At 70.3% G+C, this 19,928-nt stretch carries 18 protein-coding genes; 7 read left to right on the top strand and 11 right to left on the bottom strand.

The annotated features are described in order from the left end of the window. Window positions 1-62 precede the first annotated feature (62 nt). From GPA03_RS12470 to GPA03_RS12440, 7 genes are all read right to left on the bottom strand, one after another. The gene (locus GPA03_RS12470; RefSeq protein WP_156252330.1) at window positions 63-1,679 is read right to left on the bottom strand and encodes an ABC transporter substrate-binding protein; all 1,617 of its coding nucleotides are present in this window, start codon (window positions 1,677-1,679) and stop codon (window positions 63-65) included. Window positions 1,680-2,036: 357 nt separating this feature from the next. Continuing rightward, window positions 2,037-2,798, bottom strand: coding sequence for an amino acid ABC transporter ATP-binding protein (locus tag GPA03_RS12465; protein ID WP_156252329.1), 762 nt, complete (start codon window positions 2,796-2,798; stop codon window positions 2,037-2,039). After that, window positions 2,795-3,652 (bottom strand): amino acid ABC transporter permease, encoded by an 858-nt coding sequence (locus tag GPA03_RS12460; protein WP_156252328.1) that lies wholly within the window; start codon window positions 3,650-3,652, stop codon window positions 2,795-2,797. Before GPA03_RS12460 ends, GPA03_RS12465 begins: the two co-directional genes overlap by 4 nt. A gap of 61 nt (window positions 3,653-3,713) precedes the next feature. Next, the gene (locus tag GPA03_RS12455; RefSeq protein WP_156252327.1) at window positions 3,714-4,343 is read right to left on the bottom strand and encodes a LysE family translocator; all 630 of its coding nucleotides are present in this window, start codon (window positions 4,341-4,343) and stop codon (window positions 3,714-3,716) included. A 148-nt stretch (window positions 4,344-4,491) separates the two neighbouring features. After that, window positions 4,492-5,361, bottom strand: a complete 870-nt coding sequence (locus tag GPA03_RS12450; RefSeq protein WP_156252326.1) for an ABC transporter substrate-binding protein — start codon at window positions 5,359-5,361, stop codon at window positions 4,492-4,494. Window positions 5,362-5,452: 91 nt separating this feature from the next. After that, the gene (locus GPA03_RS12445; RefSeq protein ID WP_156252614.1) at window positions 5,453-6,547 is read right to left on the bottom strand and encodes an adenosine deaminase; all 1,095 of its coding nucleotides are present in this window, start codon (window positions 6,545-6,547) and stop codon (window positions 5,453-5,455) included. A 2-nt stretch (window positions 6,548-6,549) separates the two neighbouring features. Further along, on the bottom strand, window positions 6,550-7,341 hold the full coding sequence (locus tag GPA03_RS12440) for an HAD hydrolase family protein (RefSeq protein ID WP_156252325.1): 792 nt from the start codon (window positions 7,339-7,341) through the stop codon (window positions 6,550-6,552). Window positions 7,342-7,426: 85 nt separating this feature from the next. Here GPA03_RS12440 and GPA03_RS12435 point away from each other — a divergent pair, with 85 nt between their 5' ends. Beyond that, entirely contained in the window at window positions 7,427-10,324 is a 2,898-nt protein-coding gene (locus GPA03_RS12435; protein ID WP_162458357.1) for an AfsR/SARP family transcriptional regulator, read from the top strand. 15 nt (window positions 10,325-10,339) lie between these two features. Here GPA03_RS12435 and GPA03_RS12430 read toward each other — a convergent pair whose 3' ends face one another. From GPA03_RS12430 to GPA03_RS12420, 3 genes are read right to left on the bottom strand one after another with little or no spacing between them, the layout of a single operon-like run. Beyond that, window positions 10,340-11,143, bottom strand: a complete 804-nt coding sequence (locus GPA03_RS12430; protein WP_156252323.1) for a hypothetical protein — start codon at window positions 11,141-11,143, stop codon at window positions 10,340-10,342. A 4-nt stretch (window positions 11,144-11,147) separates the two neighbouring features. After that, the gene (locus GPA03_RS12425; protein WP_156252322.1) at window positions 11,148-11,468 is read right to left on the bottom strand and encodes a DUF202 domain-containing protein; all 321 of its coding nucleotides are present in this window, start codon (window positions 11,466-11,468) and stop codon (window positions 11,148-11,150) included. 1 nt (window position 11,469) lies between these two features. Continuing rightward, window positions 11,470-11,844: a YidH family protein gene (locus GPA03_RS12420; RefSeq protein ID WP_156252321.1), complete on the bottom strand. Its 375-nt coding sequence runs from the start codon at window positions 11,842-11,844 to the stop codon at window positions 11,470-11,472. Between the two features lie 221 nt (window positions 11,845-12,065). Here GPA03_RS12420 and GPA03_RS12415 point away from each other — a divergent pair, with 221 nt between their 5' ends. Genes GPA03_RS12415 through GPA03_RS12390 form a run of 6 tightly spaced genes read left to right on the top strand, consistent with a single transcriptional unit; the run spans window position 12,066 to window position 18,782 of the window. After that, window positions 12,066-13,373 carry a glycoside hydrolase family 125 protein gene (locus tag GPA03_RS12415; protein ID WP_241681277.1) on the top strand — a complete coding sequence of 436 codons (1,308 nt, stop codon included), beginning with the start codon at window positions 12,066-12,068 and terminating at the stop codon, window positions 13,371-13,373. Then, the gene (locus GPA03_RS12410) at window positions 13,370-14,338 is read left to right on the top strand and encodes a carbohydrate ABC transporter permease (RefSeq protein WP_156252319.1); all 969 of its coding nucleotides are present in this window, start codon (window positions 13,370-13,372) and stop codon (window positions 14,336-14,338) included. The genes GPA03_RS12415 and GPA03_RS12410 overlap by 4 nt, the downstream gene beginning before the upstream one ends. After that, window positions 14,335-15,249, top strand: coding sequence for a carbohydrate ABC transporter permease (locus GPA03_RS12405; RefSeq protein ID WP_241681276.1), 915 nt, complete (start codon window positions 14,335-14,337; stop codon window positions 15,247-15,249). The genes GPA03_RS12410 and GPA03_RS12405 overlap by 4 nt, the downstream gene beginning before the upstream one ends. A 34-nt stretch (window positions 15,250-15,283) precedes the next feature. Next, window positions 15,284-16,561 (top strand): ABC transporter substrate-binding protein, encoded by a 1,278-nt coding sequence (locus GPA03_RS12400; protein WP_156252318.1) that lies wholly within the window; start codon window positions 15,284-15,286, stop codon window positions 16,559-16,561. Between the two features lie 3 nt (window positions 16,562-16,564). Next, window positions 16,565-17,611: a glycoside hydrolase family 76 protein gene (locus GPA03_RS12395; RefSeq protein ID WP_156252317.1), complete on the top strand. Its 1,047-nt coding sequence runs from the start codon at window positions 16,565-16,567 to the stop codon at window positions 17,609-17,611. Between the two features lie 10 nt (window positions 17,612-17,621). After that, the gene (locus GPA03_RS12390; RefSeq protein WP_162458356.1) at window positions 17,622-18,782 is read left to right on the top strand and encodes a glycoside hydrolase family 76 protein; all 1,161 of its coding nucleotides are present in this window, start codon (window positions 17,622-17,624) and stop codon (window positions 18,780-18,782) included. 7 nt (window positions 18,783-18,789) lie between these two features. Here the strand turns inward: GPA03_RS12390 and GPA03_RS12385 are convergent, their stop codons facing one another. Further along, a complete protein-coding gene (locus GPA03_RS12385; RefSeq protein ID WP_156252315.1) occupies window positions 18,790-19,896 on the bottom strand; it encodes a GntR family transcriptional regulator in 1,107 nt (368 codons plus the stop codon). Window positions 19,897-19,928 lie beyond the last annotated feature (32 nt).

Genomic DNA, 19,928 nt, shown 5'->3' with positions numbered 1-19,928 from the left:
CTCGATCGTCGAACGGGTCGGCGCCGGGCCGGGGATGCTCTCCCCGGCCCGGCGCGTGAGCGTTACTCGGTCGCGGTGACCTCGCCCCAGCGGTCCACCGGGTTGATGCCGGCGAACAGCCCCTCCAGCCGCGTGCTGACCGCGTCGGCCTGGAGCTCGTCGTACATGACCAGCGTGGGCACGTCCTCGTTGAGGATCACCTGCGCCTGCTTGTAGAACTCGCCACGCTTCTCGAGGTCGCTGACCGTCTCTGCCTGCTCGAGCAGCGCGTCGACCTCGGCGTTGGAGTAGCCCGTCGCGTTCACGTTCGGGTCGTTGGTCTCGTTCGTTCGGTAGATCCGGTGGTACCCGATGGCGGGGTCACCGCTGGAGGTGAACGACTGGAGCGCCAGGTCGAAATCACGCTGCGCGTACACGGCGTCCCGGTACACCGAGGTCTCCAACGGCTCGATCGTCACCTCGATCCCGATGGCGGAGAGGTTGTCGCGGACGATCTGCGATGCCGCCTGGAACTGCGGCTTCGCAGCGTCGTAGGTCAGCCGCAGCGTGGTCCCCTCGGGGACGCCGGCGCTCTCGAGCTCGCTCCTCGCGGCATCGGGATCCAACGGGTACAAGATGTCGTAGGACACCTCCTCGTTCACCAGCCATGGGAAGCCCTCACCGAACGAACCCACGCCCGGAAGTCCGAGGCCGGCCATCGCCTGCTCGACGATGCGCGGCCGGTCCACCACCTTGGCGATCGCCTGACGCACCTCACGCTTTCCCAGGTGCTCGTTCTGGTGGTTGAACTGGATGAAGTGAAGGGAGGGGATCGTCGTCTGCTCGCGGACCACGACGTTGTCGAGGCTCTTCAGGCGCGCGACGTCGGCGCGCGGCAGGTAGAAAGCGCCCACGAAGTCGTACTCACCCGTCTCGAGGCCGGCTGATCGGTTGGCCGCGTCGGGGACGATCTGATAGATGATCTCAGACAGGCCGGGCTTGCCCTCGTCCCAGTACTCCTCGTTCGCCACCAGCAGCAACGAGCGGCCCGGGTCCCACTCGGAGAACCGGAACGGGCCAGTCCCGATGGGCGCCCGAGACGCTGCGTTGGTCGCGAGATCGGTGCCTTCGAAGACGTGCTTCGGGATGATCGGCAGGTCGAAGACCTTGAGCTGCTGCAGCAGCGGGGCATAGGGCTCGATCAACGTGATGACGACCTCGTAGTCGCCCGGAGCCTCGACCGAGGCGATCTGCGCGATCACACCTTGCGCACGCGAGTTGTTCGGCATGCCCTCCTCGATCGTCCAGACCACGTCCGCCGAGGTGAAGGGCTCGCCGTCGTGCCATGTCACTCCTTCCCGCAGCGTGAAGGTATAGACCAGCTCGTCCTCCGAGATCGTCCACTCGGTCGCCAGCAGCGGTGCCGGCTGGCCGTCGGGGTCAATCCAGACCAGCGCCTCGAAGATCTTCGCGCACACGTCGAGGGTCTGGTTCGAGGTGGTCTGACCGGGGTTCAGGCTCTCGGGGTCGGCGTCCGTCACGATCACCGCGACTCCGCCCTCGCCGCCACCACTCTCGCCGCCACCGGTGTCGTCGGCGAACGGGTCGTTGGTGTCCCGGTTGCATGCGGCGAGCAGCGGCACCGCCAGGGCGCTCACTCCCGCGAGAGTGAGGAACCCTCGTCGATTGGTCGTGGCCATCTGTTGTCTCCTTGGTGTGAAGCATCGTTGCTTGGGTGCGAGCTCGCAGGATCGATCAGGATGTCTGTCTGCCGATCAGCGCTCCGGCGGGAGCACGAGACGCACGGCGAGGCATGGCTCAGACGACGACGTCTGCGCCGAGCGATCGCCGCTCAGGCACCGGGGTGCATTCTCTGCAGGCCTGACCGTGGATCGCACGCTGCCTGACTGGTGAACTAGTCGTGGCCGGTTGGCCCGGCATCGCATCAACGCCTACGTGCCCTGCGATGTTGGATTCGATTTTAGATTCAAAATCCCACAAGTCAAGTTGACCAGCATCACGTTCAAGTCACGTCCGGCCACGCGAGACGCGTGGGCTCAGCGGCCGAGGAAGGCAGCGAGCTCCGGGGTCGTCGGCGCGTCGATGATCTCGGGCGGTCCCTGCTCCCACACCCGGCCCTCGTGCAGGAAGCACACCCGGTCGGCGACGCGGCGTGCGAAGCCGAGCTCGTGCGTGGCCACGAGCATGGTGGTGCCGGCCGCGCGGACATCGGCGAGCAGCTCGAGCACCTCGCCCACCAGCGCGGGGTCGAGCGCGGAGGTGACCTCGTCGAGCAGCAGCAGATCGGGAGAGGTCACCAAGGCGCGCGCGATCGCCGCCCGCTGCTGCTGGCCGCCCGAGAGCTGCTCGGGGTAGGCCCGTTCCCGCCCCGCCAGCCCGACCCGCTCCAGCATCTGCAGCGCAGCCTGCTCCGCGGCGGCGCGCGGCAGCCGGTGCACCAACCGCGGCGCGAGCGTGAGGTTGTCGAGCACACTCAGGTGGCCGAACAGGTTGAAGGCCTGGAACACCAGCCCCAGCCGTGCCCGCACGGCGTCGGCGTCCACGCGCGGGTCGGTCACGTCGAGGCCGCGCAGCGCGATCACGCCGTCCTGGACGTCCTCGAGCAGGTCGATCGCACGCAGCAACGTCGACTTGCCGGACCCGGAGGCCCCCAGCAGCACGACGCACTCGTGCTCGCGGACCTCGAGGTTCAGCCGGTCGAGCACCACGCGGTCGCCGTACTGCAGCCGCAGCCCGCGCACGCTCAGTACCGCGCTCGCATCGGGGTTCTCGACGACGTCGCTCACCTGCGCGGTCATCTCGCCACGCCCGCTGCCGGTCGGGTGGCGCCCCAGCCGCGCCGCTCGCTGTAGGCGTCCACCGCGCGCGTCAGCGGGATCGAGATCAGCAGGAACAGCACGCCCGCGACCACGTACGGCGTGAAGTTGTAGGCCCCGGTCACCTCGATCTGGGCGGCCCGGATCGCGTCGACCGCACCCAGGATCGAGATCAGCCCTGAGTCCTTCTGCAGGGAGACCACCGTGTTCAGCAGCGCGGGGGTGGTGTTGCGGATCGCCTGCGGCACCACCACCCGGCGCGTGGTCTGCGCGCGGGTCAGTCCCAGTGCCCGCGCCGCCGTCACCTGTGCCGGGTGCACCGCGCCGATGCCGGCGCGGAAGATCTCCGCGCTGTAGGCGGTATAGGTCAGCACGATGGCACCGGTGCCCAGGTACACGGCATCGATCGGCAACCACGAGAGCCGCAGCGAGGGCAGCCCGAAGCCCACGAGAAGCAGCACGAGCAGCAGCGGCAGCCCACGGAAGATGTCGACGTACGCCGCGACCAGGGCGCGCAGCGGGAACAGCACGGGGTACGCCGTCGTGCGCAGGATCGCCAGCCCGAGACCGAGCGTGAGCGAGATGACCACGGCAAGGACCCACACCCGCAGGTTCAGCCACAGGCCCTGGACGAGCCCGGGCAGCACCTCGGTCGCGACGTCGAGGTCGAAGAAGGAGCTACGGGTCCGCTCCCAGCCCGGGGACGTGATCACCACCAGGACGGCCGCCACCACGAGGACCAGCGTCGAGCCGAGCGCGAGCAGGAACGAGCGCCGTCGCCGTCGGGAGCGGTACCGCTCCCGCTCGACGGCGACCGGTGAGGGCTCCCAGGTCACCCCTCGCCCCCTCTGCCGCGCTCCACCGCCACATTCTGGCGCACGCCAGGTGTCGCTGGCCTCATACCGCGACGGCTGTCACCGCCAGGGCCAGGTACACGCCCGCCGAGATCTTCGCCAGCCGGCGCTGCGCCGACTGGGAGGCGCGCAGTCGCTCCGACAGCCGGCCGGCCAGCAGGGCGTAGGCGCTGTCGCACACGCACGCCACGAGCACGAACGCCCCTCCCAGCAGCGCGACCTGGGTGGTGGCCGGCCCCCGCTCGGGCTCCACGAACTGCGGCAGGAACGCGACGAAGAACAGGGCGGTCTTCGGGTTGAGGAGGTCGACGAGCAACCCCTCGAGGAACAACCGACCTCGACGCACCGGCGCCCCGAGGGAGCCACCGCTCGTGGGCGGTCGGACCCGGCGCAGCGCGAGCGCGGCGAGACAGAGGAGGTAGCCCGCTCCGACCCAGGAGAGCAGCTGCACGCCCATCGGTACCAGCTCCAGCAGCGCGGCCACGCCGGCGATGGACAGACCCGCGTGGACAGCCGCCGCGGTCTCCAGGCCGAGCACCGAGACGAGACCGGCCCGAGTGCCCTGCTGCACACTGCGCGCCACGACGAAGGCGACCGACGGTCCCGGGATCACCACCACGGCTGCCGTGGCGAGAAGGAACGCCAGCGTCGTCTCCGGACTGGGCACGGGCATCGCAGCTCCCGGTGGGCACGATCGCCCGAGCTGCCTGAACGCAGGTGCCCGGACGCTGACCCGCCCAGGTTTCCGAGCGACGCTTTCGTCGCGCTTTCACCGGAGCGCGTTCGCCCCGACGGCGTGCCCGCCTCGGCACGCGACGCGCTCAGCCGAGCTCGGGGATGTCGTCGGACCTGAGCCACTCGGTGCGGAGGTCGGCCAGGGTGCCGTCCTCCTCGAGGGCGTCGACGGCGGCCGAGACGCAGTCGGTCAGCGGCGAGTCGAGGTCGAGGACGAAGCCGAGCTGCTCGACCACACCGCCGTCGGGCAGGGTCCCGATGACCGAGGTGCCCGGGAAGTACACCGTGGTAGCCGCCACGGCCTGGTCCACGTCCATGACCACCGCCTGCACCTGGTCGTTGCTGAGCGCCTGCATCGCGAGGCCGGCGTCGTCGTACGGGACCAGCTCCACGGCGTCGCCCCAGGCGGCCTCAGCGATCGTCAGCGAGGTCTGCGAGGCGGTGACGCCGATCCTGGCGCCCTCGAGCTCGGCGATCGTGGTGGCGTCGGCGAGGTCGCCCTCGCCCTGCACCACGACGCCCTGCCGGGTGGTCAGGTACGGGCTGGAGAAGTCGACCGCCTGCTCCCGCTCGGGTGTGATCGAGGTCTGGTACGCGGCGAAGTCGAACGGCTTGGTGGCGGGCGCGACGATCTGCTCGAAGGTCACGGTCTCCCAGGTGACATCCTGTGCTGCGTAGCCGAGCTCCTCGGCCACGGCGTAGACCAGCGCGGACTCGAAGCCCTCGCCGCTGCTCGGGTCCTCCCCCACGTACCAGGGCTCGTAGGGGACGCTCGTGCCGATCGTGAGGGTGCTCTCGGTCAGCGTCGGCAGGGCACCGGGCTCGCACGAGGTGGCTCCGCCGTCGGAGGCTCCGTCGGTGGCGCTCTCGCCCGGCGAGCCATCACCAGCGGTGGAGCAGGCAGCGAGGAGCAGCAGAGCAGCCGCCCCGGTCAGCGCGCGCGTAGCAGGTCGCAAGGAAGGTCCTCTCGGTCGTGTTCCCGCTGTTCAGCGTAGGCGCGGCCGCGCACATTCCCGGCGCGAGGCCCCAGGGGGTCGACTGCCGAGATCAGTCGCCGATGATGGCGGCGTACCCCGGGATGATCTGGTTCGTGATGATGTCCTCCATCACGTCGTGGTGGGCGAACCCGTTCCACGCCGCAGTGAGGGTGGCGCGCTCGAGGTCGGCGAGCTCCCAGCCAGCCTGGTCGACCAGCAGCGACATCTCCCGGCTCATCGACGTGCCTGACATCAGCCGGTTGTCGGTGTTGATGGTGACGGCGAAGCCCAGGTCGCGCAGGCGCGTGATCGGGTGCTCCACGATCGAGGGCGACGTGCCGGTCTGGATGTTCGACGTCGGGCACACCTCGAGGGGGATCTGGCGGTCGCGCACCCAGGTTGCGGTGACACCGAGCTCAGCGGCATCGATGTCGCTGGGATCGGCCCCCGCGGGTGTGGTGACGTCGGAGATGATGTGCACCCCGTGACCGATGCGGAGGGCGTAGCAGTCGATGACAGCCTGGTCGATCGAGAAGAACCCCGCATCCTCGCCCGCGTGGATCGTGACCGGCACGTGGTTCTTGCGCAGCGTCGTGAAGGCGGCAGAGTGCAGGGTGGGCGGGAAGCCGTCCTCGGGCCCGGCGATGTCGAATCCAACGACGCCCGCACCGTAGTTCTCGATCGCCAGCTGCGCGATCTCGTCGCTGCGGCTGTTCTGCCGCATCGCCGAGAGCAGGGTCCCCACCCGGATGGTGTGGCCGTTCTCCGCCGCCTCGGCCACGCCCTCGGCGAATCCCTGCTCGACGGCATCGACCACCTGCTGGAGGGTCAGTCCCCTCTCGAGGTGCTGCTCGGGCGCGTACCGCTGCTCGGCGTAGACGACGCCGTCCGCGGCCAGGTCGACGACCGACTCACGCGCCACCCGGCGCAGCCCCGGCGCTGTCTGCATGACGGCGCACGTGTGCGCGAACGTCGACAGGTACCGCACCAGCGACCCGGAGGTGCACGCGTCGACGAACCACTGGGCGAGCTCGGCCGGGTCCGTCGTCGGCAGCTCGTGGCCGATCTCGGCAGCGAGCTCGATGATCGTGGCCGGGCGGAGGCCGCCGTCGAGGTGGTCGTGCAGCACGACCTTGGGGAGGGTGCGGATCTGGTCCTGGGTCAACGTCACAGCGCTGAGCGTAGTGCGGGCAGCTCCAGCTGGGCGAGCACGTCCCCGACCCCGATCGCGGTCGCGGGAGCTCGGCTGATGTGCGGCAGCTCGTCGAGACCCGCGAGGTCGCCGCCGACGACGTAGGCCCGATCGGCCGCGAGCAGCATCGGGAGGTCCTCGTGGTCGTTGCCGAGCACCACGACATGGTCGTCCGGCTCGCGCAGCTCGGCGAGCGCACGCGCCTTGTCGACACCGGCAGCCACGACGTCGGCGTGGCCGGCGTTCGGGACGAGGCTGACACCCGCCACGTCGCGCACAGCCTCGGCAGCCTGCTCGGCATCGGCCACGCTGCACATGACGACGCCGGTCAGGTCAGAGCGCGCGGGCAGGCCGGGGAGCACGTAGCGGTGCGTCGTTCCCAGCCAGGGCAGCGCGCCAGCATCGCTCGCGGCAAAGTGTGTGCCGCGCTCGAGGCAGTAGTCGGCGCCGAGGTCCGCCAGTCGCCCGACGACGACCTCGAGGGACTCGACCGGCACCGGCACACGCGAGATGCGGTCCGCGGTGATCGTCAGCGCACCGTGGCAGCAGATGCGGTCGAGCCGGTGAAGGAGCTCGGGAAACCAGGCCAGCACGTTGCGGGAGGATCGTGAGGTCGCCACGGCGATCCTCACGCGAGGCCCGCGGGATGCCAGCGCCACCAGCTGGGCGAGCACGCGTGGCTCGGGCCGTCGGCCGGTGAACGTCAGGGTGCCATCGATGTCGCACACCACCAGCAGACGGGATGCGGGCCCGGTCCGGAGCTTCATGTGGACACCCTGCGTGGGCCGGCTTTCTCCTCGCTTTCACGACCGCACGGTGAGTACGCTCGCGAAGGGTCGGGGAGGTGATTCGGTGCGGTTTCGCGTGCTCGGACCCGTGGCTCATCACACCGGGGAGTCGTGGGTCCAACCTGGCGGCGAGCTCCGCCGTCGCCTGCTCGCGGTGCTGCTGGCACGCGCAGGTCAGCAGGTGCCGGGCGACGTGCTGTGGCACGCACTCTGGCCCGGAGCGGCGCAGGACCGGGCCAAGCAGCGGCTGCACGTTCACATCCATCGACTCCGGAACGAGCTGAGCGACCCCCGTGCACTGATCGCCCATGACGGCGGGTACGAGCTGCGTGTCCTCCCGGGCGGCCTCGACGCGCAGCGGTTCGAGGATCTCGCACGGACGGCGCTGAGCTCGGCGGACGAGACGGTCAGGGCGGAGGCGGCGCACGCTGCCCTGCAGGAGTGGCCGACGGACTGGTCGGCCCGAGCGTACGAGGGCGTCGACGTCCCGATCTGCCGGGACGAGGCCGAGCGTCTGGAGACGCTCCGGTTCGAGGTGGCCGAGGTCGACCTGGCCGCAGCGGTCCGGCACGGGCGGCATCTCGACTCGCTCGCCGACCTGACCGTGCTGGCGCGGCTGCACCCGCTGCGGGAGACCGTGCAGGCCCTGCTGATGCGCGCGCTCCACCAGGCAGGCCGCCGGAACGAGGCCCTGGAGGTGTACCGGAGCACGCGCAGGCTGCTGGTACGCGAGCTCGGCCTCGAACCCTCTGCCGATCTCGCAGCCGTGCAGGATCTCGTGCTCACCGGCACCCCGGCCGACCAGCCGCCTCTCGTGCCGGCCCAGCTCCCGGGTGCGACCGAGGTGGTCGGTCGCGGCGAGGCGATGGACTCGCTCGCGCCTCTGCTCGGCGAGGGCGACGGCGCCCCGCGCGTCGCCGTGATCTGCGGCCCGCCCGGTGTGGGCAAGAGCGCGATGTCACTTCGCTGGGCGCACGAGAACCGTGACGACTTCCCCGACGGCCAGCTGTTCGTCGATCTGCACGGTTACAGCGCCGGCGCCCCGATCGCCCCGGAGCGCGCGCTCAACGGGTTCATCCGCGCGCTGGGTGGCGACCCGGCGAGCCTGCACGACCTCGACGAACGGGCCGCGACCTACCGCAGCCTGCTGGCGGGTCGGCGCGCGCTGGTGGTGCTCGACAACGCCCGCGACGTCGAGCAGGTGCGGCCGCTGCTGCCGGGTACGCCGGGCACTCGCGTGCTCGTCACGAGCCGGGAACGCCTCAGCGGGCTCTGCGTGCGCGAGGACGCGCTCCACCTCGCGCTGCCGGGGCTCGACGAGGAGACGGCGGTCTCCCTGCTGCGGGGCAGTGCTGCCGGCGCGCACGACGACCCGGCGTGGACCGACCTCGCGCGACGTTGCGGGTACATGCCTCTCATGCTCAAGCTCGCAGGTGAGCGTGTCCGTGAGGACCCGGGCGCCCTGGCCGCGCTGTCCGACTCTCACCTCGACGGCACCACGCTCGACCTCTGGGACCTCGGTGACCGGCGCAGCAGCGCCCGCGAGGTGCTCTCCTGGTCGTTGCGAGCAGTGCCGCCCGATGCGGTCACGGTGTTCACCGCCATCGGGCTGGCTCGAAGCAACGCGGTCGACGTCGAGGGCGTCGCAGCGCTCGCAGGCCTCGACCACCGGCGGACAGCCGTGGCGATCGCGGCACTGCGGCGAGCGCACCTCGCCGAGACGGAGGGGCGGTGGGTGCGTCAGCACGACCTCGTGGCCGCCTACGCGTGCGAGTGCGCCGACGACCTCGGGAGCGAGCAGCAGCGCGAGGCATCCCGCGTCCGGTTGCTCGCCTGCTACGCGGGCCTCGTGCGCGAGGCGATCGGGGTGCTGGAGGAGGGGGCCGCGTCGGAGCGGTTCGCCGACGGGGGTGCGGCCCGGGAGTGGCTGCTGGCTGCGCTCGGGCCCCTGATGGCCGCGATCGACCACGCACCCGACGAGGCGGCGGGGTCGCTCATCCTCATCTCGCGTGCGATCCCGCTGCTGATCCTGCGCAGCGGCAACCACGAGATCGGTCGAGCGCTCCACACCGCTGCCCTCGAGGCGGCGGCGCGCACCGATGACCCCGGTGGCGCCGCCTCGGCCCATGCGTCGCTCGGGTCGATCGCGACCCGGACCGGGGACCATGAGGGGGCGCGACAGCATCTGATCGCTGCGATGCGCTGTGCCGACGCGGCCGACAACCCGATCAAGATGGCCGTCGCATGCAACCAGTACGGCATCTTTCTCGAGAAGACGGGGAGGTTGCAGGACGCGTTGGATGCCTACCGCTCCAGCGCCCATTGGTGCGAGCAGGGCAACGACGAGGCGCGCCAGGCACTGGCGCTCGGCAACGTGAGCTTCACGCTGGCACGGCTGGGTCGGCTCGACGAGGCCGAGCCGCATCTGGTGGCGCAGGTCGAGGACCTGACCGGCGAGCGCACCGATCACCTGGGGCGGCTGCCTGAGGCCCTTGGATCGCTCGCCTGGCTACAGATGCTGCAGGGCCGCCCAGAGGAGGCCATCGCGACGGCGCGCCGGGCACTCGAGGCGGCGGCCGAGCTCGGCGCGATCACCCAGGAGGCGGAGTTCGAGTGGGTGATCGGTATGTCGATGCTGCAGCTCCAGGAGCCTGAGAGTGCACAGCTCTGGCTGGCGAGCTCGGTCGAGAAGGCCCGCCGGTTCCACGACGACGACCAGCTCACCCGCTCACTCGTCGGCCTCGCCACCGTGACCGCTGCCACCGACCAGAGCGAGGCCCTCCGGCTGCTCGACGACGCCGTCGCTCGCTCCCGTCGGGTCGGGATGGCCGAGAACGAGGCCCGGGCCCTGGCGGCGCGTTCGCAGCTGCTGCGGGATCGAGGTGACGTTGCCGAGTCGGCCTCCGACGAGGCCCGCTCCCAGCAGTTGCTCGCGCAGTGCGGGCTGGCCGGGGTCCCCTGACGCACGGCGGTGCCGTCAGCGCACGATCGGGATCAGGGTCCAGGCGAGGTGGGTCCAGCCGCCGAGCGCACGGTGCGGCTCGGTACGGGCGCGGAGCTCGTGCGGGGCGATCGTCTCGATGCGGCCGCGACCGGGCTCGTAGATCCGCAGCTGGTCCGGGCGGGTGGTCGGCAGCGCCAGCACCAGGTGCCGCGGCATCGCGGTCTGCCATCCGCCGGCCCGGTCGCCACCGGAGTAGACCGGCACCGGGATGCCCTGCATCGTCGCCGATGTGATCATCTCGAGGACCTCGTCCATGACCTGTTGGTCCTGGTCGTCGACGGCGCGTTGCCGGTACCGCACGCCCGGCACCCGGGCCTCGCGCGCCACGCCCCAGGGCGTCGTCCCGTATCTCCGTGGCCACCGGAATGGGCCGAGGGTCGCGCGGGTGGCCCGGTCGTGGACGGCGGCGGCCGCAAGCGCGATCCTGCGCGCGGCGTCGGGTTCAGCCAGCTGCGCCTCGCTCAGGGCAGCGATCTCGGGCGGCAGCGCGCCGGGCCGGTCGCCGGCCTCCAGCCAGGCCGCGAGTGCCGGGTCGCACGCGGCGTTGAGCAGCAGCAGGCCCGTGGCGGCGCACGTGATGCCATCGGGCTGCGCCACCGTCACTCCCCCGACCTTCACGGGTCCTGTGCCGCGCCCGAAGATCGCCATCGTGGGCGGCTCTAGGCGACGGCCGATCGCACGCCGGGCGCCGCCGTCGAGCCTGGAGATCGCGAGCGTCGTCCACCGCGAGGTGAACAACGGGCTCAGCGCCTTGTTGAGCGCGAACGGTGAGCTCATGGCCTCATCCCAGCAGGCCGCGGATCGAGATGACCGCACCCAGGGCGGCCAGCAGCACCACCGCTCCCGCGACGTGCCGCATCAGCGTGTAGTGAGTGCTGCCGCCCTCGCGCCAGGCAGGCATGTCTCGCAGCACCAGCACCAGCACCGCGAGCGCGGCCAGGGCCGCGACCGCAGCGATGACGGCCATCTCCTGCCGCTGCGCGGCGACAGCGAGCGTGGCGCAGCCGAGCACCGTGGCGAGCATCGTGCGGTTCCACGCAAGCATCGTGCGCTGGGGCTGCGCACCGCCGTCGGCGTCGAGATCGGAGTGGACGCTGCGCACCTCAGGTGACCGCCTGGACCACCGCGTAGACCGCCATCGCGATCCCGATGACCGCGACACCGCCAACGAGGATCGGCAACGCGCTCGGCGACGGCAGCGGCTGCTTCAGCCGCAGTGCGCGCTCGGCCCGGCGCCAGGACGCCAGCGCGCCGACGGCGAGCACGCCGCCGGCCAGGCACGCGACCGCGGCGATGACGTCGAGGAAGGCCCCGGCATCGGCGAAGGTGCCGAGCGTCGTCAGCGCGACGCCACCACCCACCAGCGCGAGCCCGGTGCGCAGCCAGGCGAGCGCCGTCCGTTCGTTCGCGAGCGAGAACCGCGGGTCCGGCTCGCTGCCGACGCCATACACCGAGGTGGGCTTGCGCTCGCCCGTCACCTCCCGGCCTCCCCGTGCCGACGAGACCGGGGCCCGCCACCGGGACGGCGGCGTGCGCGACGCGGTGTCGGCGCGGGGCCGCGGGCTCGAGAGCCGGGAGGCGTATACGCACCCATGATCGTCACCCGCGTGAGCCTAGCCGGGCCTTGCGCGATCGAGGTGAGTACGTTTAATGTTGCGGCCAGACATCCTTAATGTTGAATATGTCCAGAGGGAGCACTGTGGCTCTGACCGTTCCGAACGATCTCGTCGAGCGCGTGCGCACGACGACTGGATCGGACACCATCACCCGGATCTTCGCCGAGGCGATGGCCCGCACCCTGCGCGACGCCTTCGTGCACGTCGAGGGCGAGGACGTGTTCGTGCTGACCGGCGACATCCCGGCGATGTGGCTGCGCGACTCGGCAGCCCAGGTGCGCCCATACCTCCCGCTCGCCGCCGACGACGACGCGCTCGCCGACCTGCTGGTCTCGCTGGTACGCCGCCAGGTGCGCGCGGTCCTTCTCGACCCGTACGCCAACGCCTTCAACGCGAGCCCGAACGGCGCCGGCCACGTCGACGACGACACGCAGATGCACCCGAGCGTCTGGGAGCGCAAGTACGAGATCGACTCGCTGGCCTTCCCGCTGCAGCTCGCGCACCTCCTCTGGCGCGCGACCGGGCGCACCGACCACCTCGACTCGGAGTTCACCCGCGCGGCCGAGCTGATCATCACCACCTGGCGGGTGGAGCAGGACCACGCCGACCGCTCGCCCTACCGGTTCCAGCGCCACGACGGCCCGCCTTCGGACACCCTCACGCACGAGGGCATGGGTGCGCCCGTCGGCCGGACCGGCATGAGCTGGAGCGCCTTCCGGCCGAGCGACGACGCGTGCGAGCTGCACTACAACGTACCGGGCAACCTGTTCGCCGCGGCGGCGCTGGGCGACCTCGCCACGCTTGCCCAGACCGTCCTCGACGACCCGAAGCTGGCCGCCCGCGCCCGCGAGCTGGCCGCCGAGATCACCGTGGGCGTGAACGAGTGGGGCGTCGTCGAGCACCCGGTCCATGGGCGCATCTACGCCTACGAGGTCGATGGTCTCGGCCACGCGGTGCTGATGGACGACGCCAACATGCCGAGCCTCCTCTCGCTGCCGCTGACCGGCGGCCACGCGCTCGACGACGAGCTCTACCTGCGCACGCGCGCGTTCGTGCTCTCCGCCGACAACCCGAGCCATGTCTCAGGCGCAGATGTCACCGGCATGGGCAGTCCGCACACCCCCCAGGGGTACGTGTGGCCGATCGCGTTCGCGGTCGAGGGGCTGACCACGACGGACGAGGCGGACAAACGCCGGATCCTCGACCTCCTCGCCCGCACGCACGCGGGTACCTTCCGCATGCACGAGTCGTTCGACGTCGACGACCCGGGCACCTTCACACGCGAGTGGTTCTCGTGGGCCGACTCGATGTTCTGCGAGCTCGTGCTCGACGTGTGCGGGATCAGCGTGCGATCCATCACCTCCGAGCCGGAGCAGGTGCCGATGCCATGACCACCATCCAGCCCACCGCCGTCAGCGCCGACGCGATGGATGTGGCGACGAGAGAGCCGCAGGCCACACCGCGCCGAGACCGTCACTCGCACCCGTTCCGCCGCCCTGACCCCCAGGAGCTCTGGGGATGGCTCTTCGTCCTGGTGCCGATGCTGCTGTTCCTGACCTTCGTCATCATCCCGGTGGTGATGGCGGTCGTGCTGAGCTTCACCGACTACGCCGTCATCGGCGACGTCGGCTGGGTGGGGCTCGAGAACTACCGGAGCATCCTCGATGACCCGATCTTCGGCCTGGCGCTGCGCAACACCGCGATCTACACGGTCATGTTCGTGCCGCTGGGCGTGCTGGTCGCGCTCGGCACGGCCCTCCTGCTCAACCGCGACAGCCGCGCGGTCAACCTCTTCCGCACCTTCTTCTACGTTCCCGTGGTGGCCTCGACCGTGGCGACCGCGACGATCTGGTACTGGCTCCTGAACCCCCAGTCCGGGCTCTTCAACATCGTGCTCGGATGGTTCGGCATCAACGGCCCGGCCTGGCTGTACGACTCCAAGTGGGCGATGACGGCGATCGTGCTGATGTCGGTCTGGTCCGGCTTCGGCACCAACATGCTCATCTACCTCGGCGGCCTGCAGGGCATCCCCCGCGAGCTCTACGAAGCGGTGCGGATCGATGGTGCGAACGCGTGGCAGTCGCTGCGCTACATCACGCTGCCAGGCCTGTCGCGGACCACGTTCCTGATCTCCACGCTGCTGATCATCGGTGCCTTCCAGGTCTTCGACCAGGCGTACCTCCTCACCAAGGGCGGGCCAGGCAACTCGACGCTGACGGTCGTCTACTACATCTACAACCAGGGCTTCGGCGGTCTGAAGATGGGCTACGCATCGGCCCTGTCCTTCGTGCTGTTCCTGATCATCGCCGTGTTCTCGCTCATCAACTTCAGGCTGACGTCACGGAGCCAGTCATGACCGCTGCAGCACCACAGCCCTCCCTCATGCGTGCCAAGCGCCCGAGCACGCCCCGCCAGAAGATCGGCACGGTGCTGTGGTTCGCCGCCGTGGTGCTGATCTCGATCACGACCGTGTTCCCGCTGGTCTGGACGATCGTCACCTCGCTCAAGCCCGAGGGCGAGATCCTCTCCTCGTCGCTGCAGATCTGGCCGGACGCACCGACGCTGGAGAACTACGTCCGCGCATGGACGTCGGTGCCGTTCGGGCGCTACTTCTTCAACTCGACGTTCCTCGCCGTCGCGGGCGTCGTGCTGAACATCTTCTTCGGGTCGCTGGCCGGCTACGCGTTCGCCCGGCTGCGCTTCCGCGGCAAGCGTGCATTGTTCGGCACCCTGTTGTCCTCGCTGATGATCCCCGGCATCGTCACCATGGTTCCCACGTTCCTGGTGCTGCGCCGCTTCCCGTTCGCCGGTGGCAACGACCTGTTCGGCGAGGGCGGCATGGGCTTCATCAACTCGTACTGGGCCGTGATCCTGCCCGGCGCCGCCGGTGCGTTCGCCGTGTTCTTCATGCGGCAGTTCTTCGCCTCGATGCCCGAGGAGCTCGCTGAGGCCGCCCGGATCGACGGCGCCTCCGAGTTCCGGATCTTCGCCCAGATCTACATGCCGCTCGCGACGGCGGGAGCAGCTGTGCTCGGCATCCTCACGTTCCAGGCCGGCTGGAACAGCTTCATGTGGCCACTCATCGTGCTCAGCGACCGCAGCATGCTGACCGTGCAGGTGGGTCTGGCCGCCTTCAAGTCCGAGCACACGACGGACTACGGGCCGCTGATGGCGGGCACCGTGATCGTCAGCCTCCCGGTGCTGCTCATCTTCGTGCTCGCCCAGCGATACATCATCGAGGGCGTCGCACATGTCGGAAGCAAGTAAGCCCACCCCACCCACGCAAGGAGATCCGGATCCCATGTCGACGCAGACACGAACCGCAGGACTCATCAAGGTCTCGGCCGCGCTCGCGGCCGGGGCGCTCGCCCTGGCCGCCTGCTCCAGCGGCGGCGGTGGTGCCGGCGGTGACGACGCCGGCGGCAGCCAGGACGTCACCTTCTGGGGCAACTGGACCGGCGAGCAGGCCGCCCAGATCGAGGCGCAGGTCGAGGCCTTCAACTCCAGCCAGGAGGACTACGTCGTCACCTACCAGCCGCAGGAGGAGGTCGAGGCGAAGCTGCTCACCGCGATCGCCGGCGGCGGCGTACCCGACGTCGTGCTCTGGGACAGGTTCCAGACCAGCGTCTACGCCAGCAAGGGTGCCCTGATGTCGCTCGAGGACCTCATCTCGCAGGACTCGCTCGACACCTCGATCTTCTACGAGGCCGCGCTGAACGAGCTCACCTATGACGGCACGGTCTACGGTCTGCCGCTGACCGTGGACAACCGGTCGCTCTTCTACAACGTCGACATGCTCGCCGAGGCCGGCGTCGAGCCGCCCACCACGTGGGCCGAGCTCGCCGACGCTGCCGAGGCGCTCACGGTGCGTGACGACGGTGGGGCACTGGTGCGCTCGGGCTTCGCGCTGAACGACGTCGGGCTGTTCAGCATGTGGCTCGGTCAGGCCGGCGGCCAGATGGTCTCCGACGACGGCACCACCGCCGCCTTCAACACGCCCGAGGGCCTCGCGGTGCTCGAGCAGTGGGACGAGCTGATGAACGAGCGCGGGGTCTACGAGCTCGGGTTCGCCGAGGGTACCGACGGGTTCGCCGAGGGCACCGTGGCCATGTCCTACAACGGCCCGTGGATGCTCGCGAGCTACGACGCTCTCGAGGGCCTCAACTACGGCATCATGCCTGCCCCCGCAGGCCCGGACGGCGACCAGGCCTCCGGTCTGGGCGGCTTCGGGCTCATCATCCCCGAGGGTGCACCGAACGCCGAGGGCGCCTGGGAGTTCATGACCTGGTGGACCGCGCAGGCCGAGAACGGTGTCGCGTTCGCCGAGGCCAGCGGCAACATGCCCGCCAACCTGGAGGCCGCCGAGGACCCCTTCTTCACCGAGAACGAGGCCTACTCGGCGCTGCTGGAGACGATGTCCTTCGCGACAGCACGTCCGACGGTGCCCGGCTACTCCGATGCGGAGGTGCAGGGCCTGATCCCCGAGCTGCAGCGCTTCATGGCCGGTGAGATCACCGCGCAGGAAGCGCTCGACAATGCCGAGGAGTCCTTCAACCGCATCCTCGCCGAGAACGCCTGATCGATGACACGAACCGACTGGACCGCACGCACCGAGCTCGCCCAAGACAGCCTGTGGAGCCTGTACGGCGCACCCGCTCCGCAGCTGCTCAACAACACCTATCCGGTGGACGAGAACGAGACCTTCAACTACTGGTGGCTCGCGCACGCGATGGATATCGCCGTCGACCGGTGGGAGCGCAGCGGCGACCCCAGCCACCTGGGGGCCGCCGTCGAGATCTTCGAGAACGTGCTGACCCGCAACGAGGGCCGGCTCTTCAACGAGTACTTCGACGACATGCTCTGGCTGGGGCTCGCGCTCGAGCGACTCTCCCGTGCGCCCGGGCACGAGCGCTACCTCGAGCCCGCGCGGGAGATCTGGCAGCACTGCCTCGACGACGGCTGGAACGACACGATGGGCGGCGGCATCGCCTGGCGCAAGCCCCAGCGGTTCTACAAGAACACGCCCGCCAACGGACCCTTCATCATCCTGGGGGCGCGGCTGGCCAGCAGACTCGGCGCGGACGACCCGTACCTGGTCTGGGCGAGGCGCACGATGTCCTGGCTGCAGGAGCACCTGGTGCGCGACGACGGCACGGTCGAGGACGGCGTCAACCGCGAGGACGACGGCTCGGTCGACACCGACTGGCGGTACACCTACAACTACGGCCTGTTCATCGGGGCGTGCGTCGAGCTGTTCTCGCACGACCACGACGAGCGGTGGCTCGACCGCGCCGAGCTCAGCGCACGCCGCGCGATCGAGCTGCTCGCCGTCGACGGTGTCTTCCCCGAGACCGGAGGTGGTGACGTCGGCCTGTTCAAGGGCATCTTCTACCGCTACCTGGAGCTGCTGCTGGCGCTGCGACCCGCGGCGGACCTGGTCGCGTTCGTGCGGCTGGGGACCGACGCGCTGTGGGAGAACGCCTGCTCGGGAGACGTGCTCCGGGCCGGCGACGACTGGCGCTCCCCCGCCGCCGATCCGACGTCGATGTCCACCCAGCTGTCGGCGATCATGGCGACCGAGATGCGCGCGCGGATCGATGCCCGTGAGCTCGCGGACACCCCGGGCTGAGCGTGGCCCGGTGCCGGCTGCCCGATCGGCGCTGAGCCGCCGTCGGGCGCTGGCGCTGGGCAGCGCAGGAGTGGCGGCGCTGCTCGGCGCCTGCGGATCGAGTGCGCCGCCGGCGCCCGAGGAGACCACGGCGTCGCCACCGACGGACCCCGCCGGGCTCGCGGCCTGGCGGGCCGCCGCAGCTCAGGATGGCCTGGCGGCCTTCTTCGAGGCGCCGTCGCCGCAGCTCCTGCACTACGCCTACCCGGAGGACCCCCAGGCCGATGCACCGTTCCACTACTGGTGGAACGTCCACGCCGTCGACGCCGCGATCGATGCCTGGGAGCGCACGCAGGACGCCGCCGACCTCGACCGCGCACAGCAGCTGCGCGAGAACCTGGTGCTGCGCAACGGGGACAGCCTGATCAACGACTTCTTCGACGACATGGGCTGGTTCGCTCTCGCTCTGGTGAGGCTGTACGACGCCGCCCAGGACCAGAGCGCGCTCCAGGACGCGATCACGCTGCACGACCACATCTGGGACCTCGGCTGGAGCACCCAGGGCGGCGGCATCGTGTGGGAGAAGGGCCAGTACCACTACAAGAACACCCCTGCCAACGGCCCGTTCGTGATCGCCGGCCACCGGCTGCACCGGGCGACGGGCGAGGCCAGGTTCCTCGACCGCGCCCGTGCCTCCATGCAGTGGTGGGAGGAGACGTTGGTGGCACCGAACGGCTTCGTCCACGACGGCATCAACCGCAACCGGGACGGCAAGATCGACCTCGACTGGCGCTTCAGCTACAACCAAGGCCTGTACGTGGGAGCGTGCGTCGAGGAGTACCGCACCGACGGTGACGAGGGCAGGCTCGAGCGCGCCGCCACCACGATCGACGTGACGCTCGCGGAGCTCTCCGACGGGGAGGTGCTGCTGCCCGACGGCGACGGCGGCGACGCCGGGCTGTTCCCGGGCATCTTCTACCGGTACGCGGGGCAGCTGCTGGCCGAGACCGAGCACGCAGCGCTGTCGCGGTTCCTGGTGAGCAGCACCGAGGCGCTGTTCCGGAACCAGGCCACCGACGGCACGCTGCGAGCCGGCGACGACTGGTCGCAGCCCGCCCCACCCTCGACCGACCTGTCCACCCAGCTCAGCGCCGTGATGGCCACCGAGGTCGCGGCAGCGCAGCACCGCTGAACGGAGGTCAGCCTCGCGGCGGCGCCGTGGTGTCGCCGATCACCAGCTCGGTGGCGAGCACCTGCTTGGTGACGCGGCCACGCTCGGCGACCTGAGCGAGCACCGACTCCAGCGTCGCGCGACCCAGGTCGTGCTCGTGCTGGTCGATGTGCGTGAACCGCCGCACCTCGTCGTCGAACACGTGCTGCGGGGCGTCGAACGAGACGACGGAGACCTGTTCGGGCACCTCGAGCCCGAGCTCGTGCAGCGCGCGCACCAGCAGCAGGCCGACGGCGTGCTCGGACGCCACGAACCCGGTGAGGTGCGCGTTGGCCGACAGGAACTCCTTGAGGTTGGCGAGGTCGTCCTCGACGCCGACCTCGTGGTCGGGCACCACCGAGGAGACCTTGCGGTACTCGTGGGCGGCGCTGAAGGGCAGGCCGTGCTCGGCGTGCGCGAACACGAAGCCGCGGTGCCTGTCGTCGAGCGTGGAGACCGTGCCGGCAGAGGTCACCAGGCCGATGTGGCGGTGGCCGAGCTCGAACAGGTGCTCAGCAGCGGCCCGCCCCGAGGCGATGTTGTCCGAGCACACGGTCGAGACCGGGAGCCCGTCGAGGTTGCGGTCGAGGATCACCAGCGGACGCTGGGTGGAGACCAGGTCGAGGATCGCCGGGGCGATCCACTCCGAGGAGCCGGGCTGCAGGATCAACCCGTCGACGCCGAGGTCGCGGTACTGGGCCAGCAGCCCTTGCTCCCGATCGTGGAAGCCCTCCGTGCGGCCGAGCACCACGTTGGCTCGCCCGAGGCTCGCGTCGAGGATGCCCCACAGCACCCGGGTGCCGAAGCTGTCGTCGAAGCTGGTCAGCACGCACCCGATCGTCGGGAGCGCGCCCGGCGACCGGTCTCCCCCGGTCCTGGCTGTCCTGGAGATGACCTCCGAGCCCAGGCGTGGTCGGCGCTTGATGTAACCGGCGCGGTCGAGCATGTCGAGCGCGTGCTTGATCGTGATCGTCGAGACGCCGAACTCGCCGGCGAGCTCGCTCTGGGTCGGCAGCCGCTCGCCGACCGCGGCCTCACCCGACTCGATGCGCTCCTTGAGGGCGGTGAACACCCGGGCGTACAACGCGTCGTTCATCACGTGCCCCTCTGGAGAGAATCAATATGTCC

The sequence above is a fragment of the Pseudactinotalea terrae genome (assembly GCF_009733845.1).
GTDB classification, from domain to species: domain Bacteria; phylum Actinomycetota; class Actinomycetes; order Actinomycetales; family Beutenbergiaceae; genus Pseudactinotalea; species Pseudactinotalea terrae.
Note: the sequence above shows the minus strand (reverse complement) of the source record. Positions and strands in the feature narration are given on the sequence as shown.